At 60.7% G+C, this 20,150-nt stretch carries 17 protein-coding genes; 8 read left to right on the top strand and 9 right to left on the bottom strand.

Annotated features, from left to right (window positions below):
* Positions 1–57: 57 nt before the first annotated feature.
* From E0F99_RS11115 to E0F99_RS11080, 8 genes are all read right to left on the bottom strand, one after another.
* A complete protein-coding gene (locus E0F99_RS11115; protein WP_083360357.1) occupies positions 58–1,980 on the bottom strand; it encodes a PrkA family serine protein kinase in 1,923 nt (640 codons plus the stop codon).
* 285 nt (positions 1,981–2,265) lie between these two features.
* Positions 2,266–2,595, bottom strand: a complete 330-nt coding sequence (gene glpE / locus E0F99_RS11110; RefSeq protein ID WP_083356483.1) for a thiosulfate sulfurtransferase GlpE — start codon at positions 2,593–2,595, stop codon at positions 2,266–2,268.
* A 9-nt stretch (positions 2,596–2,604) separates the two neighbouring features.
* Positions 2,605–3,453 carry a symmetrical bis(5'-nucleosyl)-tetraphosphatase gene (locus tag E0F99_RS11105; RefSeq protein WP_083356484.1) on the bottom strand — a complete coding sequence of 283 codons (849 nt, stop codon included), beginning with the start codon at positions 3,451–3,453 and terminating at the stop codon, positions 2,605–2,607.
* The gene (apaG, locus tag E0F99_RS11100) at positions 3,453–3,833 is read right to left on the bottom strand and encodes a Co2+/Mg2+ efflux protein ApaG (protein WP_069551974.1); all 381 of its coding nucleotides are present in this window, start codon (positions 3,831–3,833) and stop codon (positions 3,453–3,455) included. The genes E0F99_RS11105 and apaG overlap by 1 nt, the downstream gene beginning before the upstream one ends.
* A gap of 106 nt (positions 3,834–3,939) precedes the next feature.
* Positions 3,940–4,752: a 16S rRNA (adenine(1518)-N(6)/adenine(1519)-N(6))-dimethyltransferase RsmA gene (gene rsmA / locus E0F99_RS11095; protein WP_083356485.1), complete on the bottom strand. Its 813-nt coding sequence runs from the start codon at positions 4,750–4,752 to the stop codon at positions 3,940–3,942.
* Positions 4,749–5,738, bottom strand: a complete 990-nt coding sequence (gene pdxA, locus E0F99_RS11090) for a 4-hydroxythreonine-4-phosphate dehydrogenase PdxA (protein ID WP_083356486.1) — start codon at positions 5,736–5,738, stop codon at positions 4,749–4,751. The genes rsmA and pdxA overlap by 4 nt, the downstream gene beginning before the upstream one ends.
* The gene (locus E0F99_RS11085) at positions 5,735–7,069 is read right to left on the bottom strand and encodes a peptidylprolyl isomerase (RefSeq protein WP_083356487.1); all 1,335 of its coding nucleotides are present in this window, start codon (positions 7,067–7,069) and stop codon (positions 5,735–5,737) included. Before E0F99_RS11085 ends, pdxA begins: the two co-directional genes overlap by 4 nt.
* Positions 7,050–9,890, bottom strand: coding sequence for an LPS-assembly protein LptD (locus E0F99_RS11080; RefSeq protein WP_083356488.1), 2,841 nt, complete (start codon positions 9,888–9,890; stop codon positions 7,050–7,052). The genes E0F99_RS11085 and E0F99_RS11080 overlap by 20 nt, the downstream gene beginning before the upstream one ends.
* A gap of 130 nt (positions 9,891–10,020) precedes the next feature.
* Here E0F99_RS11080 and E0F99_RS11075 point away from each other — a divergent pair, with 130 nt between their 5' ends.
* Genes E0F99_RS11075 through E0F99_RS11065 form a run of 3 tightly spaced genes read left to right on the top strand, consistent with a single transcriptional unit; the run spans position 10,021 to position 12,486 of the window.
* Positions 10,021–11,046 (top strand): aminoglycoside phosphotransferase family protein, encoded by a 1,026-nt coding sequence (locus E0F99_RS11075; RefSeq protein WP_083356489.1) that lies wholly within the window; start codon positions 10,021–10,023, stop codon positions 11,044–11,046.
* Complete coding sequence (gene murU, locus E0F99_RS11070) at positions 11,043–11,717, top strand: N-acetylmuramate alpha-1-phosphate uridylyltransferase MurU (protein ID WP_083356490.1); 675 nt, start codon at positions 11,043–11,045, stop codon at positions 11,715–11,717. Before E0F99_RS11075 ends, murU begins: the two co-directional genes overlap by 4 nt.
* Before the next feature lies 1 nt (position 11,718).
* Positions 11,719–12,486, top strand: coding sequence for a TerB family tellurite resistance protein (locus E0F99_RS11065; RefSeq protein WP_083356491.1), 768 nt, complete (start codon positions 11,719–11,721; stop codon positions 12,484–12,486).
* Positions 12,487–12,639: 153 nt separating this feature from the next.
* Here the strand turns inward: E0F99_RS11065 and E0F99_RS11060 are convergent, their stop codons facing one another.
* On the bottom strand, positions 12,640–13,614 hold the full coding sequence (locus E0F99_RS11060; RefSeq protein ID WP_083356492.1) for an alpha/beta hydrolase family protein: 975 nt from the start codon (positions 13,612–13,614) through the stop codon (positions 12,640–12,642).
* A 77-nt stretch (positions 13,615–13,691) separates the two neighbouring features.
* Between E0F99_RS11060 and E0F99_RS11055 the strand changes: the two genes are divergently transcribed.
* The 5 genes from E0F99_RS11055 to E0F99_RS11035 all read left to right on the top strand — a co-directional run bounded on the left by E0F99_RS11055 (position 13,692) and on the right by E0F99_RS11035 (position 20,139).
* Positions 13,692–15,686 carry a sensor histidine kinase gene (locus E0F99_RS11055; RefSeq protein WP_083356493.1) on the top strand — a complete coding sequence of 665 codons (1,995 nt, stop codon included), beginning with the start codon at positions 13,692–13,694 and terminating at the stop codon, positions 15,684–15,686.
* 18 nt (positions 15,687–15,704) lie between these two features.
* Positions 15,705–16,334 (top strand): response regulator, encoded by a 630-nt coding sequence (locus E0F99_RS11050; RefSeq protein ID WP_083356494.1) that lies wholly within the window; start codon positions 15,705–15,707, stop codon positions 16,332–16,334.
* Between the two features lie 254 nt (positions 16,335–16,588).
* On the top strand, positions 16,589–17,701 hold the full coding sequence (locus E0F99_RS11045) for an ABC transporter ATP-binding protein (protein WP_083356495.1): 1,113 nt from the start codon (positions 16,589–16,591) through the stop codon (positions 17,699–17,701).
* Positions 17,702–17,744: 43 nt separating this feature from the next.
* Positions 17,745–18,785, top strand: a complete 1,041-nt coding sequence (locus E0F99_RS11040) for an ABC transporter substrate-binding protein (RefSeq protein ID WP_083356496.1) — start codon at positions 17,745–17,747, stop codon at positions 18,783–18,785.
* A gap of 106 nt (positions 18,786–18,891) precedes the next feature.
* Complete coding sequence (locus E0F99_RS11035) at positions 18,892–20,139, top strand: ABC transporter permease (protein WP_083356497.1); 1,248 nt, start codon at positions 18,892–18,894, stop codon at positions 20,137–20,139.
* The last annotated feature ends 11 nt before the right edge of the window (positions 20,140–20,150 follow it).

The raw sequence follows: 20,150 nt of genomic DNA, 5'->3' as shown, positions 1-20,150 counted from the left end.
AGAGACAAGCGGTCAGCTGCCAGGCTAAGAGCCTGGCAGCACGCGCCTGTCGCTGCCTTACTGTGATTTACGAACCCGTAGGTACCACTCCGAGAGCAGCCGTACCTGTTTGTCGGTGTAGCCTCGCTCGACCATTCGAGTGACGAAGTCGTTGTGTTTTTGCTGGTCCTCTTTGCTGGCCTTGGCGTTGAAGCTGATGACCGGCAGCAGATCCTCGGTGTTGGAGAACATTTTCTTCTCGATGACCACCCGCAGCTTCTCGTAGCTGAGCCAGGTAGGGTTCTTGCCGTTGTTGTTGGCCCGGGCGCGCAAGACGAAGTTGACGATTTCGTTGCGAAAATCCTTCGGATTGCTGATGCCGGCCGGCTTCTCAATCTTCTCAAGCTCCTCGTTGAGGGCTACGCGATTGAGGATCTCGCCGGTTTCCGGGTCGCGGTATTCCTGGTCCTGAATCCAGAAGTCGGCATACAGCACGTAGCGGTCGAAGATGTTCTGGCCGTACTCGCTGTAGGACTCCAGGTACGCCGTCTGGATTTCCTTGCCGATGAACTCGATGTAGCGCGGCGCCAGGTATTCCTTGAGGAAGCGCAGGTAGCGCTCGCGTGTCTCGGCCTGGAACTGCTCCTGTTCGATTTGCTGCTCCAGCACATAGAGCAGGTGCACCGGGTTGGCGGCGATTTCGTGCGGGTCGAAGTTAAAGACCTTGGAAAGGATCTTGAATGCAAAGCGTGTCGACAGGCCGTTCATGCCTTCATCCACGCCCGCCGTGTCGCGGTATTCCTGAATCGACTTGGCCTTGGGATCGGTGTCCTTGAGGTTTTCGCCGTCGTACACGCGCATCTTCGAATAGATATTTGAGTTTTCCGGCTCCTTGAGGCGTGACAGCACGGTGAACTGCGCGAGCATCTTCAGGGTGTCAGGCGCGCAATGAGCTTTGGCCAGCGAGCTGTTGAACAGCAGCTTGTCGTAGATCTTGATCTCATCGCTGACCCGCAGGCAGTACGGCACCTTGACGATGTAGATCCGGTCGATGAAGGCTTCGTTGTTCTTGTTGTTGCGGAAGGTGTGCCATTCCGATTCGTTGGAGTGGGCCAGCAGAATCCCGGTGAACGGAATCGCGCCCAGGCCTTCGGTACTGTTGTAGTTACCTTCCTGGGTAGCCGTGAGCAGTGGGTGCAGCACCTTGATCGGCGCCTTGAACATCTCCACGAATTCCATCAGGCCCTGGTTGGCCCGGCAAAGCGCGCCCGAGTAGCTGTAGGCGTCGGCGTCGTTCTGTGGGAATTCTTCGAGTTTGCGAATATCGACCTTGCCCACCAATGCCGAGATGTCCTGGTTGTTCTCGTCACCCGGTTCGGTTTTTGCCACGCCGATCTGGTTGAGAATCGACGGGTAGAGTTTCACCACGCGGAACTGGCTGATATCCCCGCCAAACTCGGCCAGGCGCTTGGTGGCCCACGGCGACATGATGGTATTGAGGTAGCGCCGTGGGATGCCGAAGTCTTCTTCGAGGATCTCGCCATCTTCCGTGGCGTTGAACAGGCCCAATGGCGACTCGAAGACCGGTGAACCCTTGATCGCGTAGAAGGGCACCTTCTCGATCAGTTGTTTGAGTTTTTCGGCCAGGGACGACTTGCCCCCGCCAACGGGGCCGAGCAGGTAGAGGATTTGCTTCTTCTCTTCCAGGCCTTGGGCGGCATGGCGGAAGTAGGAGACGATCTGGTCAATGCATTCTTCCATGCCGTGGAAGTCTTCAAAGGCCGGGTAGCGGCGGATCACCTTGTTGGAAAATATTCGCGACAGGCGCGAATTGTTGGCGGTTTCCACCAGCTCCGGCTCACCAATCGCCAATAGCAGACGTTCGGCGGCAGACGCGTAGGTGCTGCGGTCTTGTTTGCACAGCTCGAGATACTCTTGCAGCGTGAGTTCTTCTTGCTGTGTGGACGCGAAGCGTTGTTGGAAGTGGCTAAAGATACTCATGACGTCGTCACCTCGCTCGATACGTGGAGCCGACGCCGGGTCAATCAGTCGATGCTGGCAGTCATTGGTGATCAACCAATGGCCGTTTTCCCCCCAAACACCCTCAAACGCTACCGATGACCCGCACGCCGGTGTACCGGCTCTCCCCTGATTCGGATGGCCTGCGCTTAAGGATAGTTCGGAATCGGGGAGGTCAAGGCGGGATACGTAATTAGTTTGGCTGCGCCGTTCGTCAGAAACGACGCGAGCCCAAGCGTCACGCGGGGTAGCGGGGTGTGAAAAAAATTATTGCGAATCGCTGGAGGCAATTTCTGCAGGATAGGTCGCACGCCACAGCTCAAAGCCGCCGTCCAGGCTATACACGTCAGAGAAGCCCTGGCTGATCAGGTAGGCCGCCGCGCTCTGGCTGGAGTTGCCGTGGTAACAGGCGACGATCACCGGCGCGTCGAGGTCGGCGGCGCGGATGAAGTCGGCGATGTTGACGTTATCCAAGTGCTGGGCGCCGGTGATGTGGGCCGCCGCGTAAGTTGGCTGGTCGCGGATGTCGACCACTACTGCACCTTTCTCACGCAGGGCTTGTGCTTGTTCGGGAGGGATACGTTTGAATTCGCTCATGGCGGGCTCCTATGGCTTGGCGGCCGGCAGTGTCACGGAAAGAGGGGGCTGGCACTGGCAGCTCAGGCGCTCGCCGGTGTCGATATTCATCAGGGTCATGCTAGCGCCCCACACGCAGCCGGTATCGAGGGCGAACACGCCGGGCTCGTCGCATTTGCCTTCAAGGGCTGCCCAATGGCCGAAGATGATCTTCGTGTCACGGGTCTTGCGTTCCTTGTGAGCGAACCACGGCTTGTAGCCGGGCTGCGCGGTGTCGGCGCCTTCTTTGCTCTTGAGGTCGAGCTTGCCTTCGACGGTGCAGAAGCGCATGCGGGTGAAGTAGTTGGTGATCACGCGTAGGCGGGGCACGCCGGTAAGGTCGTTGTCCCACTTGACGGGCTCGTTGCCGTACATGCCGTCAAGGTAGGCGGTGTATAGGCTGTCATCGGCCAGGGCGCTCTCGACTTCGGCGGCGCACTTGAGGGCTTTTTTCAGCGTCCACTGCGGCGGGATGCCCGCATGGACCAGCGCCATGTTGCGGCCTTCGTCGTAATGCATCAGCTTCTGCCGGCGCAGCCACTCCAGCAGCTCGGCGCGATCCGGCGCTTCAAGGATCTCACGCAGGGTGTCGCCCTTTTTCAGGCGCTCGATGTTATTGCCGGCGGCCAGCAGGTGCAGGTCGTGGTTGCCCAGTACACACACCAGCGAATCACGCAGGCTATATAAGTAGCGCAAGGTGTCCAGGGACTCGGGGCCGCGATTGACCAAGTCACCCACCAGCCACAGGCGGTCGCTTGCCGGGTCAAAGGCCACTCGTTTCAGCAAGCACTTAAGGGGCTGCAGGCAGCCTTGCAGATCGCCGACTGCGTAAGTCGCCATCAGTGCAGGGCTCCAGGCACCGCGAGGCGGAACGGCGCGATGATGGCGTCGAACAACTTACCGTCGGTGGCCTTCATCTGATACGAGCCCTGCATGGTGCCAACCTTGGAGGTCATGACCGTGCCGCTGCTGTAGGTATGGCTGGCGCCAATGTCGATCAACGGTTGCTGGCCAACCACACCGGCACCGCGCACCTCTTCGACCTGGCCGTCACCGTCGGTGATCACCCAGTGGCGCGACAGCAGCTTGGCCGGCACCTGCCCGTTGTTCTTCACCGTGATGGTGTAGGCAAAGGCGAAGCGGTTGTGTTCGGGTTGCGATTGGTCCGCGAGGAAGCGGGTGACGACGCTGACGTCGATCTGGTAGCGAGGATCGGACATGCAAGAGGCCTTAAAAGCAAAAGCGGAGGACAGCAGATGCGGGTCAGTCTAGGCCATCAGCAGGGCACTAGGCCAGATATGCTGTCTGGCCCGTGCATCGCAGGCTTCAGTCCTCGGCTGGCGCAGGCTGAATGGCAAGCTGGTCAGCCAGGCGTACAAATGCGGCCAGGTCCAGTTGCTCGGGGCGCAGGCTGCCATCGACGCCGGCGGCTTCGATTTCAGCGTTGCTCAACAGCGCCTTGAGCGTGTTGCGCAGGGTCTTGCGACGCTGATTGAACGCTTCGCGCACCACGCGCTCGAGCAACTTGTGATCCTTGGCCGGGTGCGGCAACACAGCGTGGGGCACCAGGCGCACGATGGCCGAGTCGACCTTCGGTGGCGGGTTGAACGCACCCGGGCCGACGTTGAACAGGTGTTCCACGCGGCAATGGTACTGGACCATGATCGAAAGGCGGCCCCAATCACCACCACCAGGCCCTGCGGCCAAGCGCTCAACCACTTCTTTTTGCAGCATGAAGTGCATGTCGCGGATGATCCCTGCGTTGTTCAGCAGGTGGAAAATCAGCGGCGTGGAGATGTTGTACGGCAGGTTGCCCACAACTCGCAGGCTGTTGGGCGCGGCATTGAGGCTGTTGAAGTCGAACTTCAGTGCATCGCCCTGGTGCAGATTGAAGTTGGATTTACCGGCGAACTGCTGATTGAGGATCGGGATCAGGTCCTTGTCCAGTTCAACCACGTCCAGTTGACCGCCACTGGCCAGCAGGCCTTGGGTCAGTGCGCCCTGGCCCGGGCCGATTTCCAGCAAGCGGTCTTCCGGCTTGGCATGGATGGAGCGCAGGATGCGGTCGATTACGCCAGCGTCGTGCAGGAAGTTTTGCCCGAAGCGCTTGCGCGCCCGGTGTTGGTAATGCTCGGTCATATACGGGTCTCGGCCATCTGATAGGCGGTTTCCAGGGCCACGTGCAGGCTGCCGGTATCGATCTTGCCGCTGCCCGCCAGGTCCAGGGCGGTGCCATGGTCGACGGAGGTGCGGATGATCGGCAGGCCCAGTGTCACATTGACTGCGGCGCCGAAGCCTTTGTATTTCAGCACGGGCAGCCCCTGGTCATGGTACATCGCCAGCACTGCGTCGCAGTGCTCCAGATACTTGGGGGTAAACAGAGTGTCCGCAGGCAGTGGGCCACGCAGGTCCATGCCTTCTTGGCGCAGACGCTCTAATGTCGGTTCAATAATGTCTATTTCTTCATGGCCTAAATGGCCGCCTTCGCCGGCGTGCGGGTTAAGCCCACAGACGAGGATGCGCGGTTGGGCAATGCCGAATTTCTGTTGCAGGTCGGCGTGCAGGATGCGTGTGACGCGCTCCACGCGCTCGGCGGTGATGGCATCGGCGATATCGCGCAAGGGCAGGTGCGTGGTCACCAGGGCAACCCGCAGGCCGCGCGTGGCCAGCATCATCACAACTTGGACGGTATTGGTCAGTTCAGCAAGGAATTCGGTATGCCCGGAAAAGGCGATGCCGGATTCGTTGATCACGCCCTTGTGCACTGGGCCGGTGATCATGCCGGCGAAGTCGCCATCGATGCAGCCCTGGCCTGCACGGGTCAAGGTTTCCAGCACAAACGCCGCATTGGCTTTGTTCAGTTGCCCGGCCACGACGTTGGCTGCAAGCGCGGTATCCCACACATACAGGCTGCCCGCGGGTGCTGGCAGGTCGGGCCAGTTGCCCGGCACCACGTCCAGCAGGTGGACAGCCACACCCAGCTGCGCGGCCCGCTCAAGGAGCAGGTCGCGGCTGGTAATAGCAATCAGGGGGTGTGGCTGAGGTTGAGAGGCGAGCAGCAGGCACAGGTCTGGACCAATGCCGGCCGGCTCGCCGGGTGTTACCGCGAAACGCTGGGGTTTCACTGTTTTGCCTGGTCGGTGCCTGTTTGCTCGGCGCCGGGCAGCTTGTTTTCTACGTAGGCTTCGTCACGGATCTGACGCAACCAGGTTTGCAGCTCTTCGTCGTACTTGCGGTTACGCAATACAGTCAGTGCTTGCTGCTCGCGGGCCTGGGTGGTGTTGTCAGTGGCGCGACGGCCAAGGACTTCCAGCACATGCCAGCCGTATTGGGTCTTGAACGGCTTGGACAGCACGCCTTGCGGGGTATCGGCCATCACTTGCTGGAACTCAGGCACCAAGGCTTTCGGGTCGATCCAGTTCAGGTCGCCACCGTTGAGAGCTGAGCCCGGGTCTTCGGAGAAGCTCTTGGCCAGGGTTGCGAAGTCTTCACCGCCTTCAATGCGGTCATAGATCTTCTGGGCCAGTTCCTTGGTTTGCGCCTCGGTACGGATTTCGCTTGGTTTGACCAAGATATGACGAACATGCACTTCGTCTTTCAGCGAGGTCTCGCCGCCACGTTTTGCCAGTAACTTGAGGATGATGAAGCCGCCCGGCGTACGTGCTGGCTGAGTGATTTCACCCGGTTGCATGGCGCTCAGTTCACGGTCAAACGGAGGTGGCAATTGAGCAGCTTTACGCCATCCCATGTCGCCGCCGTCCAGGGCGTTGTCGCTGCCGGAAACGGCAATCGCCGTTTGGGCAAAGTCAGCACCGGCTTTCAGGCGGTCATAAATAGCCTGGGTTTTTGCGGCGGCGGCATTAAGCTGCTCAGCGTTGGCGCTGTCCGGTGTCGGGATCAGGATATTGGCCAGGTGCAGCTCTTCGGAGAGCTGCATCTTGCCAAGGTCTGACGCCAGGAAGTTCTTCACTTCCTGCTCGGACACCTGGACCCGTTCGGCCACACGGCGTTGACGCACACGGCTGATGATCATTTCGCGGCGGATCTGGTCACGGGCGTCCTCATAGGACAGGCCGTCGCGAGCCAGGGCAGCACGGAACTGGTCAATGCTCATGTTGTTGCGTTGAGCGATGGTGCCAACGGCCTGGTTAAGCTCTTCGTCCGAAATACGGATGCCGGAACGATCGCCGATCTGCAGTTGCAGGTTTTCGACGATCAGGCGTTCCAACACCTGTGGGTCCAGTACGCTGGTGGGCGGCACGCCGCCGCCACGCTTGGCGATGGTTTGCTGAACTTCCTTGACCCGTTGGTCCAGTTGGCTCTGCATGATCACGTCGTTATCGACGATGGCCACTACCTTGTCCAGCTGTTGAACCGCCGCGTGTGCCGATGCGGTCCCCAGGAACAGCGCGCCCAGCACTAGCGGGCGCAAGCAATCAGAAAGCTTGATCTTCACGTTCACGATAACCTTGAATGCCTTTGTCGAGGAAGCTCTCTACCTTGGCGCCAGTCAGGCCGCCGAGTCCTTTAAGGACGATCTGGAAGAAGAGCCCGTGGTCACCCTTTTCGTTGAGCGGGGCGATCTGGCTGTATTCGTCGTTGGAAACCCAGTAACGGTTGATGACGCGCAGTTTCCAGCAGCAGTTGTCGTACTCGAAACCACCGAAGGCTTCCAGGGTACGGTTGCGGGCATAGTCATACTGCCAGCGGGTGATCAGGTTCCACTGAGGAATGATCGGCCACATCATCGAGAAATCGTGTTGCTGGATTTTGTAGTAATCCTTCACGAAGTTTGCGTCGGGTTGACCATAGTCACCACCGAACTGCCATTTGCCGGTCAACTGGTTGTAGACAACCTGGTCATTACGATAGCGGTAGCCGACGTTGATGATCTTGTTCGGGTTGTCTTCCGGCTGGTAGTGGAGCATTGCGCTGCCGGAACGAGGGCTGTGTTCCTCGGTGTCCCAGTTGTAGTCGGCAGTGGCGCGCCAGTCGCGGTTGAAGCGGAACTCGTATTCCAGGGCAACTGGCGATACGTCAGACTGTGCATCGGCACGGTCGGAGGCGAGGATGCCCGGCAGTTGAACCTGGCGATCCTTGAAGTACACCGCTTGGCCTATGGACGCGCGCTGACGTTCGAAGCCATTCTCTTCGATCCAGCGGCTGGTTAAGCCCAGGGACAGCTTGTTCTCGTCGCCGATCCGGTCGTTGCCGCTGAAGCGGTTGTCGCGGAACAGAGAGGCGTAGCTGAACGAGTACTCGCTGGTGTCGAACACCGGGATATCGCTCTGGTCCTTGTTCGGGACATAGAGGTAGAAGGCCCGCGGCTCCAGGGTTTGGCGATAGTCTTTGCCGAACCAGTTGGTATTGCGGTCGAAGTACAGGCCGCTGTCTACGCTGGCGATTGGGATTGCGCGGTCTTGGGAGCTTTTGAATACGCCGCCGGCGTATGGAGATGCACCCGGCTTAGTAGCAGCCAACTGAGCATCAACAATATCTTGCTTGCCCTTGGTATCAAGGTCCAGATCGTACTTGGTGTAGACATACTTGAGCTTCGGCGTGATAAAACCGTAGGTCCAGTTCATCGGGTATTCGACGGCTGGCGCAACGTTCAGGCGAGTACCGTTTGCACGGGTCAGACCTGTTACGTAATCATCCAGACGCTTTTTACCTACAGCAACACCCCTCTCATCGAACGGGCCACCTTCCTTGTCGAAAATGGTGCCGCTCCTGAGGTCCCGGTCAAACCGAACAGCCTCAGTCTCATAAGTAAAGTTCAAACCACCCGGATGGTACGGCAGAGCGCCATTGAAGGTGATCTGCGGCAGTCGGTCATACGGGGTGATCTGGGAAATCGTCGCCAGTTGGTAAGCCTGAACGTTCAGGCGCGCCTGATAGCTGTCACCGCGATAGGTCAGGGAGCCCTGCTGGTTGACGAAGTCCTGGGTCTGGATACCTTCCTGATAGGCCTTCAAGTCCTGGAAGTAGAACGGGTCGCTGATCTTCGTGTAGTCGACCTGGGTCGACAGGCGCGAATCGAGCCCGCCCTTATGCTGCCAGTTGAGCATGTAGCGAGTTTTTTCGTAGTCGGTCTGTTTTTTCCGCTCGTCGCTGTCGTCGTTCAGGTACGCGCCGCCGAACTGACCTTCGCTGGATTTGGTGAGGTAGCGGAACTCGCCTTCCATCAACAAACCGCGCTTGGTCATGTACTGCGGGTACAACGTGGCATCGTAGTTTGGCGCCAGGTTGAAGTAGTACGGCGTTACCAGCGTGAAGCCGGTTTCGCTGCCGGTGCTGAAGCTCGGCGGCAGGAAGCCGGATTGACGACGATCGTCGATCGGGAAATAGATGTACGGGGTGTACAGGATCGGAATGTTCTTGATCCGCAACGTCGCGTTGGTCGCCGTACCGAAGCCGGTGGCCGGGTTCAACGTGATGTTGTTGCCTTTGAGCTGCCAGGCGTTGCTGTCCGGCTCGCAGGTGGTGTACGTACCGTCCTTGAGACGGATGATCGCGTTCTCGGCACGTTTGGCGTACAGCGCGTTACCGCGAATGCGCGATTTGTGCAGCACGTATTCGGCGTTGTCGATCTGGGCGGCGCCCGTATCGAGCTGAACCTCGGCATGGTCACCGACGATCAGGGCGCCGTTGTCGCGCAGTCGAACGTTGCCGTTCAGCTCGCCACGGTTCTCGGCTTGATACAGGCTGGCTTCTTGCGACTCCAACTGCATGCTGCCCTGGCGCATGACGACGTCGCCGGCCAGGGTTGCGATCTGTTGTTCCTGCTCGTAACGAGAGACCTTGGCACCGATAAAGGTCGGCGCATCGCTCTTGTCCGTCTTGTCGTTCATGCCTGGACGCATCGGCTCGATGTACGCGCCAGCGCAGTAAGGACCGGTTTCGGCCAACTGGGCTGCAGTCAGCTTCTCGCGCGGTACCCAGTCCAAGTGGCTGTAGTCGGCGCTGCGCGCACGCAGGCCTCGGCCCTTGGCTTCGGTGACCAGCGCGGTCTTCGGCCCGGCATCGGCGCTGCCACCGGCATCGGCTTGCGCCGTGCTGCCGGCGGAGCTGACGGCTGCGCCGTCATGCACCGGGCGTGGTGGCAACGGGGCTGCGGCGGTTTTTGGCGCGCAATCCCAGGCACCCGAAGCAGAGACTGAGCAGTCATACTGTTCCGCGGCGACCACGAATGAGGTGGCGAAAGGTTGCATGGCCAGCAGACTGCCGGTTACCAGCAACGGAAATTTTCTACGAAACGCGGGGGATTTCAATGCCATCTTATTAGTCCGGGCTTCCTGCGTGCCATCTGCCCGCGGTGTGGGCCGCACGCCTCTCGATGGTCTGAAAAAGATGCGTGATAATAAAGCATGACCCGCTTGACGGCTAGCGCCGTCGGAGACCCTTGTAATGCCCGAGCAAGATCTACGTTTACAACAGCTGAAAGTCTGGCTGGATGAGCAGTTGCCGATCCTTTTCAACGCTCAGGATTGGGGTGTCATACCCCCGGCCACATTGACTGCGGCCAGCAGCGACGCGAGTTTCAGGCGGTACTTCCGGTGGGAAGGCGGTGGGCGAAGTTTCGTCGTTATGGACGCGCCACCCCCCCAGGAAAACTGCAAACCTTTCGTCGATATCGCTGATTTACTCGCGAAATCAGGAATAAATGTGCCAAAAATTTATGCAGAAGATTTGCCGCGCGGCTTTCTTTTGCTCAATGACCTGGGCAGAAAAACCTATCTGGACGTGATTGACGAGCAAAACGCCGACCCATTGTTTGCCGATGCCATCGATGCGTTGCTGGCTTTTCAGCAATTGCCGATGGACACGCCGCTGCCCAGCTATGACGTCGCCCTGTTGCGCCGTGAGCTGGAATTGTTTCCGGAATGGTACGTTCACCGGCACCTGGGTATCGAGTTTGATACCCGCCAGCAAGCGCTTTGGCAGCGCGTCAGTGATCACTTGATCGACAGCGCCCTGGCCCAGCCGAAGGTGCTGGTGCATCGCGACTATATGCCGCGCAACCTGATGATCAGCGAACCGAACCCTGGCGTGCTGGATTTCCAGGACGCGGTTTACGGCCCGGTCACCTACGACATCACCTGCCTGTTCAAGGATGCATTCCTCAGTTGGCCCAAGGCGCGCGTACGTGAGTGGCAGCGTGGCTACTGGGAGCGTGCCGGGCAGTTAGGTATTCCGGTGCAGGCCGATTTCGAAGCGTTCCAGCGCGCCGGCGATCTGATGGGCGTGCAGCGCCACCTCAAGGTGATCGGTATCTTTGCGCGCATCTGTCATCGCGACGGCAAGCCACGTTACCTGGCCGACGTGCCGCGTTTCTTTGCTTATATAGACGCGGTGCTGGCAGACCGGCCGGAGTTGGACGAGCTGGGCGAACTGCTGGCCAGCCTGCGCCAACCTGTCGAGGCAGGCGTATGAAGGCCATGATCCTGGCGGCCGGCAAGGGTGAGCGGATGCGCCCGCTGACCTTGCACACGCCCAAGCCGCTGGTACAGGCGGGCGGCAAGCGGCTGATCGAGTATCACCTTGAAGCGCTGGCCAAGGCTGGCTTCAGCGAAATCGTGATCAACCATGCCTGGCTCGGGCAGCAGATCGAAGGCTATCTGGGCGACGGTGCGCAGTTTGGCCTGCGCATCCAGTATTCCGCCGAAGGCGAGCCGCTGGAAACCGGCGGCGGGATTTTCCAGGCATTGCCGTTGCTGGGACACGAACCCTTTCTGGTGGTCAATGGTGATATCTGGACCGACTACGACTTCACTTCGCTGCGCCGGCCGCTTCAGGGCCTGGCTCATCTGGTGATGGTGGATAACCCCGCGCATCATCCTTCGGGCGGGGATTTCTACCTGGATCAAGGCTTGCTTCATGATGCGGCGCCCGGTGCCGATAACCTGACCTTCAGTGGCATTTCAGTGCTCGACCCTCAATTATTCGCGGGTTGCAGTGCCGGTGCCTTCAAGCTGGCGCCGTTGTTGCGAGCGGCCATGGCGAAAGGTCTGGTAACGGGGGAACACATGGCGGGACGCTGGATTGATGTCGGCACGCTGGAGCGCCTGGCGCAGGTCGAAACCTTGCTGACTGCGGGGCAATAAAATGTTGTGGCCAGGGACACTGATTGGTGCCGGGGCTGGCTTTGCCATTGCCAGTATTCCGGGGGCCTTGTTGGGGGCATTGCTGGGGCAGGCGCTGGATCGCCGCCTTCAGTTGCAAAGCTGGGCGCAATTGCGCGAGCGCCTGGGCGGGCGCCCGGCGTTGCGCAATGACGAACTGTTGTTCGTGCTGTTGGGGCGTCTGGCCAAGAGTAATGGTCGGGTAGTGGATGGGCATATCCAGCAGGCGCGCCAGGAAATGCGCGCGTTGGACATGACCGAGTCGGCCCAGCGTCGGGCGATTACTGCGTTCAATCGCGGTAAATCCGGCGCTGACCGGGTGCGCAACTATTTGCGCGTGCTCAAGGCTCAGCCCCATGCCGCCGAAGGTGTGTTGCGCGCGTGTTGGCGCATGGCCTGGGCGGACGGCAAGGCGGATAACGCCGAACGCGACTTGATCGACTTGTGGGGCAAGTGGCTCGGCTGGACGCCGCAACAGCTGCAGGCGCTGGCGGCCGACTACGTGCAGGAGCGTAAGCCGTTGGCCAATCGTAGCGGCGCCTACCAGGACGCGATGCGCATCCTGGGGGTGACGTCCACCACCGAACCGACCGTGATCAAACGCGCCTATCGTCGCCTGCTCAGCCGCCACCACCCGGATAAAATTGCCGGAACCGGCGCCAGCCCTGCGCAAGTGCGCGAGGCGACCGAGCGAACCCGCGAGTTGCATAACGCCTACACGTTGATTCGCGAGCGGCGGGATTTCAGATAGCCACCACCCTTTGGAAGTGAGCACCCAATTCAATGTGGGAGCGGGCTTGCTCGCGAATGCGGTGGATCAGCCGATGAATCTGTCGACGGACACACCCTATTCGCGAGCAAGCCCGCTCCCCCATTAGGTCTACGGCGCTTTTGAGATAGGCGGTCAGCCCTCTTTCGGCTCCGGGCTCAGCCACCCGCGAACCCGCCGATACAACTGCTCTTGCTCAGTCGAGCTATTGCCGGGCAGGGTTTTGAGTGACACCTGTTTGTAGCCATCATTCTTCGCACGCTTGGCGGCTTGCGCGCGCTCCAGTGCGTGTTTGCGCTCTTGGGCGCCGTCCTGGTAGAAGACGTCCGCCGTCGGTACTTTCAGCGTTGGGGCCAGTTGTTGCAGATTCGGCTGTCGACCCGCAGGCGTCTTGCCAGCCACCATGACCAACTTCTGCACCTGAGACGGTTGTTTCTCGCCCAGGTAACGCGCGGCCCACCAGGCGCCGGTGCCATGGCCGAGCAGCACCACGCTGCGTGCGCTTTGTGTTTGGGCAAAGGCGACGGCAGCGTCGATGCGGTCGAAGATGCGCTTGGCGTCGGTTTTGTCCTGCTCATCGGCGCCCGGCACCACCGCCGGGTCGGTGCCTTCGGCTTCGGCGCTGGCGGCCTGTTCGATAGGTTTGGCGGCGGTGCTGCCGTCCTTGCTGCTGGTGTCGACAGCCGCCTTGGGCGATTCCAGGGCGCGCGGCGGCAAGGTGTCGACGTTCACGTCCGGCAGCGACAGGCTGAGCGTGCCCCATTTGGCGTCGGGTAATTTATGCCGCAACGGTGCGATTGCTTGCGGCCAGTCAGCACTTTCGCCGGCGCCCGGCACGATAATCACCACGCCTTCGGGCTCGGCGCTGTTGGCCGGTTTCCACAAGGCCAGAAATGAATCGCTGCCGCCCTGCAATTGTTGCTGTTCCTGTTGCGGAACTTGGCGCTCCAGGGCGTTGGCTTCTTCCTGGCTGCGCTCGGGCAGGGGTTGGCGTTCAGCCGGTTTTTCGGCAGAGGGTGCCGGCTCGTCGGCGGCCTGAACAGAAAAGGCGCTGGTAAATAGCAGCGACAGGCACAATGCTGGCAGTGCCGAACGGTGGATAAAGGGCATCGTTAATTCCCGGCCAGAAGTGATTCCAGCAGCCTAATGGGTTGGTCAGTATTTGTCAGTGATGTGAGACGTGGATCATGGGTTTTCGCTGTCTGCTGGTTATCGGCTGTGTGTGCTTTGCCTTGATGGCGAATGCCGCGCCTGCGCCTGCCACACCGCAGGCGCAGCTCAATGCACAGCAGCGTGAGTGGCTGGCCCAGCACCCGGAGCTGCGCGTGGGCCTGGTCTTGCAGGCACCTTACGCGCAATACGATCGGCGTCTGCAGCGCTTGTCCGGGGCGAATGTCGAGTTGATGCAATGGCTGGCCAAAGCGCTGAATATCGAGCTGACCTGGCGCAATTTCCCCAGCCAGGAGCAATTGGAAGCCGCCGTGCGCGACGGCGAAGTGGATATTGCCCCGGGCTTGCAGCAAACCCCGGTCGGTTTGCGTCTGTGGTTATTCAGCGACCCTTATATGCGCGTGCCCCAGCATATCGTCGGCATCCGCGAAGGCGGTGGCGCGGTGGAGCTGGAGACGCTCGACGAACTGTCCCGCGTTGCCGTGCGCATGCCCAGCGCCGTGGCCGATTACCTGCGCAGCAATTACCCCAACCTCAACCTGCAAGGCGTGCCCATGGAGCGCCAGGCCCTGCAATTGTTGGTGAGCCAGCAGGCGCGTTATGCCGTGGTGGATGAGGCGCAATTGAGCCGATTGTCCGGCGAGGCGGAGTTCGCCGGGCTGGCGGTGGTCGGCGATATCGGCCTGCCGCAATTGCTGCGCGTAGCCACCCGCCGCGAGTGGCCGGAACTGGCGAGCATCATGCAAAGTGCCTTGCGCGCGATACCCGCCCGTGACCTCGACCAATTGCACAACCGCTGGCTGCAACCCAAATACTCACGGCTGAGCGAATCGCCGGGCTTATGGCAAAACCTCAGCCTGCTCTTGGCGATGTTCTTGCTCGCCAGCCTCGCCGTGGTGGTCTGGCAGCGCCGCCACCTGCGCGTGCTGGAACACAACTTGCTGGCCGCTCGGGAAGAAAGCGCCGCGCGTGCGGCCGGTGCCGAAGCGTTGCGGCTGACGCAGTTCTCCATCGATCAAAGTACGGTCGGCATTCTTTGGGTCAATTGGGACAGCCATGTGCGTTACGCCAACCGCGCCGCCGAGACCATGCTGGGCTACGCCGCGGGCGCGCTGATCGAGCGGCCGCTGATCGATTTTGACCCGACCTTGAACATGGACCGCTGGCTCGACGTGTGGAAGCGTGCGCGTGCCAGCGCAGAGGGCGCGCAAACCTTCGCCGCCGATTGCGTGCGCGCTGACGGCAGCCTCCTGCCGGCGGGTGTGTCGTTGAGCTTTCTACGGTTTGCCGAGGGTGAATACCTGGTGGTTTATCTCAACGACGTCACTGAACGTCGTCGTTACGTGGCCGCCTTGCAGCAAAGCGAAACACAGCTGCGCGAGCTCTCTGCCCATCTGGAAACCGTGCGCGAAGAGGAAAAGGCGCGGATCGCCCGTGAAGTGCATGACGAGTTGGGCCAGATGCTCACCGTGCTCAAGCTGGAAACCTCGATGTGTGAGCTGGCCTATGCGCAGCTGGACCCGGGCCTGAACGAGCGCTTGAACAGCATGAAGCGGCTGATCGCCCAGCTGTTCCAGCTTGTCCGGGATGTGGCGACCGCGCTGCGCCCGCCGATTCTCGACGCCGGCATCGCCTCGGCTATCGAATGGCAAGCGCGCCGCTTCGAAGCCCGCACGCAAATCCCTTGCCTGGTCCAAGTCCCGGATAACTTGCCGGCCCTGAGTGATGCCAAGGCTATTGGTCTGTTCCGCATCCTGCAGGAGGCGCTGACCAATGTGATGCGCCATGCCCAGGCGCATACTGTCGAGCTAACCTTGACCGTGGAGGGCGCCGACCTGCGGCTGACCATCAGCGATGACGGCGTCGGTTTCGTCGAGGCCCAGGGCCGACCGGTGTCGTTTGGCGTCGTCGGCATGCGCGAGCGTGTGCTGATGATGGGCGGGCAATTGAGCCTGCACAGCGAACTGGGCGAGGGCACCACCTTGAGTGTCACGGTGCCGTTGGATGCATAACTAGAGGAGCAAGCCCCTGTGATTCGCGTATTGGTAGCCGAAGACCACACCATCGTCCGTGAAGGCATTAAGCAACTGATCGGCCTGGCCAAAGACTTGCTGGTGGTCGGCGAGGCCAGCAATGGCGAGCAACTGCTGGAAATCTTGCGCCATGTACCCTGCGAGGTGGTGTTACTGGATATCTCTATGCCGGGCGTGAATGGCCTGGAAGCTATCGCGCGCATCCGTGCACTGAACCATCCGCCGGCGATCCTGGTGCTGTCCATGCACGATGAAGCGCAAATGGCTGCTCGCGCGCTGAAAGTCGGGGCGGCGGGGTATGCCACCAAGGACAGTGACCCGGCGCTGTTGCTGACGGCGATTCGCAAGGTGGCGGCGGGCGGGCGTTACATCGACCCGGACCTGGCGGACCGCATGGTCTTTGAAGTTGGCCTCACTGATACGCGGCCGCTGCATTCGTTACTGTCAGAGCGCGAGTTCTCGGTATTCGAGCGCCTGGCCCAGGGCGCCAACGTCAATGACATCGCCCAGCAACTGGCGCTGAGCAGCAAGACCATCAGCACCCACAAGGCGCGGTTGATGCAAAAGCTCAATATCACTTCATTGGCTGAATTGGTGAAGTACGCGATGGAACACAAGCTGTTGTGACCGCATGATCGTTCCCGCGCCCTGCGTCAGGCTTTGTTGGCGGCATGCCTGTTTACGACACCCTTTGAACCCCGCCGCAGCCATCCCAGGCGCATGCCGCGTTGACACTGTCCCATCCCCGCCATCCGTGTAGGGCAATCCCTACCCCGAACCTTCCACCCGGCTGATGCGATTCTCTCCTGACCCCCGATTTCCGGGGCCTCGCGCCTGGACTACGCTTGTGCCACAGCAGTCCAAAATACAAAGGTGCGGGTATGAGCGAGGTGGATTCAAATGATGTGCTGGTCAGCTTTCGTGGCGTGCAGAAGAGCTACGACGGCGAGAACCTGATCGTCAAAGACCTCAACCTGGAGATTCGCAAGGGCGAGTTCCTCACCCTGCTCGGGCCGTCCGGTTCGGGCAAGACCACCAGCCTGATGATGCTCGCCGGTTTCGAGACGCCGACCGCCGGGGAAATCCTGCTGGCCGGGCGCGCCATCAACCACGTGCCGCCGCACAAGCGCGACATCGGCATGGTGTTCCAGAACTACGCGCTGTTCCCGCACATGACGGTGGCAGAGAACCTGGCATTCCCCTTGTCGGTGCGCGGCTTGAGCAAGACCGATATCAGCGAGCGGGTCAAACGCGTGCTGAGCATGGTCCAGCTCGATGCCTTCGCCCAGCGTTACCCGGCGCAACTCTCCGGCGGCCAGCAACAGCGCGTGGCCCTGGCCCGGGCGTTGGTGTTCGAACCGCAACTGGTGCTGATGGACGAGCCCCTCGGTGCCCTCGACAAACAACTGCGCGAGCACATGCAGATGGAGATTAAGCACCTGCACCAGCGCCTCGGTGTGACCGTGGTGTACGTGACCCACGATCAGGGCGAAGCCTTGACCATGTCCGACCGCGTGGCGGTGTTCCATCAGGGCGAGATCCAGCAGATCGCCGCGCCGCGCACCCTTTACGAAGCGCCAAAAAACACCTTCGTCGCCAACTTCATCGGCGAGAACAACCGCCTCAATGGCCGCCTGCACAGCCACACTGGCGAGCGCTGCGTGGTGGAGCTGGCGCGTGGTGAGAAGGTCGAGGCGCTGGCGGTGAATGTCGGCCAGCTCGGCGGCCCGGTGACGTTGTCGGTACGCCCGGAGCGCGTCAGCCTCAATGGCGCCAGCGAATCCTGCGTCAACCGCTTCTCCGGGCGCGTGGCCGAATTTATCTACCTGGGCGACCACGTGCGCGTGCGCCTGGAAGTCTGCGGCAAGGCCGATTTTTTTGTGAAACAACCGATTGCCGAGCTGGACCCGGCCCTGGCGGTCGGCGACGTGGTACCGATTGGCTGGCAAGTCGAGCACGTTCGCGCACTCGACCCACTTCTAGAGGCGAATTAATCGCCCCCTGGCTTCACCAACCCTGCACGTGGAGAGAACAACAATGTTGAGATCCCTTAAATATTCCGCCCTGGCCATCGGCTTGATGGGCGCGACACAGGCCATTGCAGGCCCGGACCTGACGGTCGTGTCCTTCGGCGGCGCGAACAAGGCGGCCCAGGTCAAAGCCTTTTACGCGCCGTGGGAAAGCGCGGGCAACGGCAAGATCATCGCCGGCGAATACAACGGTGAAATGGCCAAGGTCAAAGCCATGGTCGACACCAAGAGCGTGTCTTGGGACTTGGTGGAAGTGGAGTCGCCGGAACTGTCCCGTGGCTGTGACGAAGATATGTTCGAACCGCTCGACCCGAAACTGTTCGGCAATAGCGCCGATTATGTGAAAGGCGCGATCCAGCCGTGCGGCGTGGGGTTCTTTGTGTGGTCGACCGTGCTGGCGTACAACGCCGACAAGCTGACCACTGCACCGACCAGTTGGGCGGATTTCTGGGACACCAAGAAATTCCCGGGCAAGCGTGGCCTGCGCAAGGGCGCCAAGTACACCCTGGAATTTGCCTTGATGGCGGACGGCGTGGCGCCGAAGGACGTGTACAAAGTGCTGGCCGGCAAAGACGGCCAGGACCGTGCGTTCAAGAAACTGGATGAGCTCAAGCCGTCGATTCAATGGTGGGAAGCCGGTGCACAGCCGCCACAGTACCTCGCCTCGGGTGACGTAGTGATGAGCTCGGCCTACAACGGCCGCATTGCTGCCGTCCAGAAAGAAAGCAACCTGAAAGTGGTGTGGAACGGCGGCATCTATGACTTTGATGCGTGGGCCATTCCTAAAGGCCTGGCCAAGGACCGCGCTGAAGCGGCGAAGAAGTTCATCGCCTTCTCGGTGCAGCCACAGCAGCAGAAGACCTACTCGGAAAACATCGCCTACGGCCCGGCCAACACCCAAGCCGTACCGTTGCTGGCCAAGGATGTGCTCAAGGACATGCCGACCACGCCGCAGAACATCGCCAACCAGGTGCAGATCGACGTGAGCTTCTGGGCGGATAACGGCGAGCAGCTCGAGCAGCGCTTCAATTCCTGGGCGGCCAAGTAACCCCGCATAGCCCCCTGTGAAAGCAGGCTTGTGTGGGAGCAGGCAAGCCAGCTCCCACAAAAAGCCCGGCCCACAGGGGATTCTTAGAAGAATTCCGGAGTCAGCCATGGCCATCGCCGTTCCCTCCAACGAGGTCAACAGCCCCACCCTCAAGCAGCGCCTGGCGCGTGCCGAGCGGCTCAACCGCTGGAAGGCCCAGGCCTTGATTGCGCCGCTGGTGCTGTTTTTGCTGCTGGTGTTCCTGGTGCCGATTGTTGCGCTGCTTTATAAAAGCGTCGGCAACCCGGAAGTGGTGGGCGGCTTGCCGCGTACCGTGGTGGCGGTCAAGACTTGGGACGGACGCGGCCTGCCGGGTGAGCCGGTGTACCAGGCGCTCAGCGAAGACCTGGGCGAGGCACGCAAAAACCAGACCTTGGGCGACCTGTCCAAGCGCTTGAACATGGAACTGGCCGGCTACCGTAGCTTGCTGACTAAAACCGCGCGGGCGCTACCTTTTACCCAAGCGCCTGCCTCTTATAAAGAAGCGTTGGAAAGCCTCGACGAACGCTGGGGCGACCCGGCGTACTGGCAGGCGATCCGGCGCAATACCAGCAGCCTCACGCCGTATTATTTGCTGGCTGCCGTCGATCACCGCATCGATGATCTTGGCGAAGTGGCCCCGGCCACGCCCGATCAGGCGATCTACCTGGACATCTTCGCCCGCACGTTCTGGATGGGCTTGGTGATTACCTTCATCTGCCTGCTGCTGGCCTATCCACTTGCGTACCTGCTGGCCAACCTGCCAGCACGCAAAAGCAACCTGCTGATGATCCTGGTGTTGCTGCCGTTCTGGACCTCAATCCTGGTGCGGGTGGCGGCGTGGATCGTGTTGCTGCAGTCCGGCGGGCTGATCAACAGCGCGTTGATGGGCATGGGCCTGATCGATAAACCCATGGAGCTGGTGTTCAACCGCACCGGGGTTTACATCTCGATGGTGCACATTCTGTTGCCGTTCATGATTTTACCGATTTACAGCGTGATGAAAGGTATCTCGCCCACGTATATGCGCGCGGCGATTTCCTTGGGTTGCCATCCGTTCGCCAGCTTCTGGCGGGTGTACCTCCCGCAGACCTATGCCGGTGTCGGCGCCGGTTGCCTGCTGGTGTTCATCTTGGCGATTGGTTACTACATCACCCCGGCGTTGCTCGGCAGCCCGAACGACCAGATGGTCAGCTATTTCGTGGCGTTCTACACCAACACCAGCATCAACTGGGGCATGGCCACGGCGTTGGGCGGCTTGTTGCTGCTGGCGACGGTGGTGCTGTACCTGATCTACAACCGGCTGGTGGGCGCCAGTCGCCTGCGCCTGAGCTAAGGAGACCTTGC

The organism is Pseudomonas antarctica, from assembly GCF_900624995.1.
Taxonomy (GTDB): domain Bacteria; phylum Pseudomonadota; class Gammaproteobacteria; order Pseudomonadales; family Pseudomonadaceae; genus Aquipseudomonas; species Aquipseudomonas antarctica.
Note: the sequence above shows the minus strand (reverse complement) of the source record. Positions and strands in the feature narration are given on the sequence as shown.